At 66.2% G+C, this 2,637-nt stretch carries 3 protein-coding genes; all 3 read left to right on the top strand.

Annotated features, from left to right (window positions below; translation table 11 throughout):
* The first annotated feature begins 521 nt into the window (after nt 1–521).
* A complete protein-coding gene (locus G6016_RS13450; RefSeq protein ID WP_182633144.1) occupies nt 522–860 on the top strand; it encodes a histone-like nucleoid-structuring protein Lsr2 in 339 nt (112 codons plus the stop codon).
* A 330-nt stretch (nt 861–1,190) separates the two neighbouring features.
* Nucleotides 1,191–1,910, top strand: a complete 720-nt coding sequence (locus tag G6016_RS13445; RefSeq protein WP_182633143.1) for a WHG domain-containing protein — start codon at nt 1,191–1,193, stop codon at nt 1,908–1,910.
* A partial coding sequence (locus G6016_RS13440; RefSeq protein ID WP_241730308.1) for an acyl-CoA thioesterase domain-containing protein occupies nt 1,907–2,637 on the top strand: 731 nt, incomplete at its 3' end. The genes G6016_RS13445 and G6016_RS13440, both read left to right, overlap by 4 nt.

Here is a 2,637-nt window from a genome sequence, read left to right as displayed (position 1 = left end):
CCGGCTCGCGAACGCGGGCGCGGACCTCGCCACGCCGCCATTGGGGGCGCATCCGGAAATCATCGACCTCCTCGTGCGCCGGTATCGCGAATATGAGAACGAGGTCGGAGTAGATCCCGCCGGACAATAGCGGGATAGGGCTCGGAAATCCCGGTGGGGCCGCCGGCATCGGCCCTGATGACACCGCGATAACAGTGCGGCGTCGCAGGATCATCCGTGCTGACTGGTGACCGGGTTCGCACAGTGGCTGCGCGGGCGTTTCCCGGCGGCATACCCAGGTGTTTGTTCGTTTCTTTTCCGGTCAACTGCCCTGCGGGCTTCACCGAAATCACCTGTCACATGGTGTGTGAATCACCTCTTGTTTGATGAGCTGACAACATCCCCTCTCGGGGTCGCATTCGTCGGCAATTGTTCCCACTGATCACAGGGCGAGAATAAAGACAAAATTGATAAGTTCGGCAATGGCGCATAAGTCGTGCATAATGGGCGCGGTAACGAATTCGCCACTGCAGGGAGCAACAATGGCACAGCAGTTTCAGGTCCAGTACATCGACGATCTCGACGGCACCGACCTCGGAAGTGTGGCACACACAATCTCGTTCGCATTCGATGGTAAGGAATACTCCATTGATCTGAGCGATGAGAATGCCGCTCAGTTCCGTGAGGTCATGGCGCCTTACGTCGAGAATGGTCGCCGGGTTACCGGTACCAAGGCAAAGACGGCACGGAAGTCGACGAGCAAGGCGTCGTCCGGAGAAACCAAGGCTATCCGTGACTGGGCCCGGGATAACGGCTACGAGGTCTCCGACCGCGGCCGGATTCCCGCCGACATCATGGATGCGTACGCCGCTGCGAACTAGGCTTTTCGAACTAGGTTCACGAATCCGCTTTCCGGCACGGGCAGGTATTCAGCCTCGGAGAAGGGTCTCGCTGAACGAGAAGTAGAAACAGCACCGGCCGTGGGCCCACATCGTCGCCGAAATCGACGGATGTGGGCCCACTGCCATTTGCGTGAAAAGGGGTCGGCCGCCGCTTTCCTTCGAGACCGCGCCAGATCATCAGGGCGTCTTCGCGAACCGCGATACCTGAAGGCCCGAACGACGTCCGCCCTGAGTGAAAACGGGGTTGTTAGCCGACACGCCACGGTGCTATGACGGCATTATCGTCGTCGTCGTCGTAATCTTCCCCGGGTGACCACCTCCTCTACCCGCGCCTCCGTCCAGACGTCCGCCCCCACCCACGCGCAGTACGATGCGACGCTGCGCCGGGGGATCCTCGACGAGGCGCTTCGGCGGCTCCGCGACGGCGGGCCGGAGAACCTGGGGCTGCGGCCGCTCGCGGCGTCGCAGGGGACCTCCACCACCGCGATCTACACGATGTTCGGCGGTAAGGCCGGGCTGCTCGCGGCGGTCGGGGCCGAGGCGGACCGGCAGCTCGCCGACGAACTGCGCGGCTCCCTGCGCCACGACAGCGTGGAGGGCGACATGCGGTCCCTGTGCCGCGCTTATCGCCGTTGGGCGCTGGAGAACGAGGGCCTGTACGGGCTGGTCGTGGGCGAGCCGGTGCGGTCGCCACGTGGTGACATGGGTGGAGGGCCGGACGACGACGACAACGTCGACCCCCACTGGCGCGGCCCGCTGCTCGAGGTGGTGGACGCACTGGTCGACGAGGGCGTGTTCCGGACCGCCGACGTGCACGAGACCACGACCGCGATCTGGGCCTCACTGCACGGTGTGGTGTCGCTGGAGCTGAGCGTGTGGCGTGATTCGCCGAGTGCGGAGCAGTATTTCGAGACCCAGCTCGCGGCCATTCTGCGGTCGTGGACTGTGGGCGGCGCGGGCGGGGGCTCGAGTACAGGCTCGGACTCGGGCTCGGGTGGGGCCATGTCCCGCACCACGGTCGCGGGATGAGCGACGTGGGGGAGGCCGGCGCTGGAGGTGCCGGCGACACTGGCGACAAGCCCGCGCCGAAGGGCCCGTTCGCGTTCTTCACGCTCGATGACTCCGGCGCCTACGAACCAACCCCGTACGCGAAAAGTGCCTGGTCGGACGGGTTGCTCAACGGCCCGTCGGTGGTGGCCGCAGCGGCGCGCGAGCTGGAGCAGGCCCACGGCCGGGAAGGGTTTCAGCCCTCCCGGCTCACCGTGGACCTGTTCTCGCAGGTGCGGTTCGAGCCGCTGACCATCCGCACCGAGGCGGTTCGAGAGGGCAATCGGATCGTCGTGGCGGATGCGTTCGTCGAGCAGGGCGGTAAGACCGTCGCTCGCGCGACGCTGGTCCAGCTGCGCCGGGGCGAACAGCCGCCGGGCGAGGTGTGGCTGGCGGGCCGCTCGATGGAGCCACCCGCCGAGGCCGAGGCCGTGCGGCTGGCAGGCAGGTCTCGCGGCTGGTTCGGCAGCGTCGATTCCGACGGCGCGGCCCGGCCGTGGAGTAGGTCCATGGGCGATCACCAGGGCGCCGATCGTAAGCGGTTCTGGCTCCGGCCCCTCGATGTTGTCGCGGATGAGGAGGCCTCCCCGTTCCAGAGGTCGGTGACGCTCGGCGAGTCGACGAGCCTCATGGCGCACTGGGGAAGTGAGGGGATCGGGTTCATCAACGCCGACCTCACGGTGGCGCTGGCCAGGCTGCCGCAGACCGC

The organism is Dietzia aerolata (genome assembly GCF_014144865.1).
GTDB lineage: Bacteria > Actinomycetota > Actinomycetes > Mycobacteriales > Mycobacteriaceae > Dietzia > Dietzia aerolata.
This window is presented reverse-complemented; position numbering and strand designations above follow the sequence as displayed.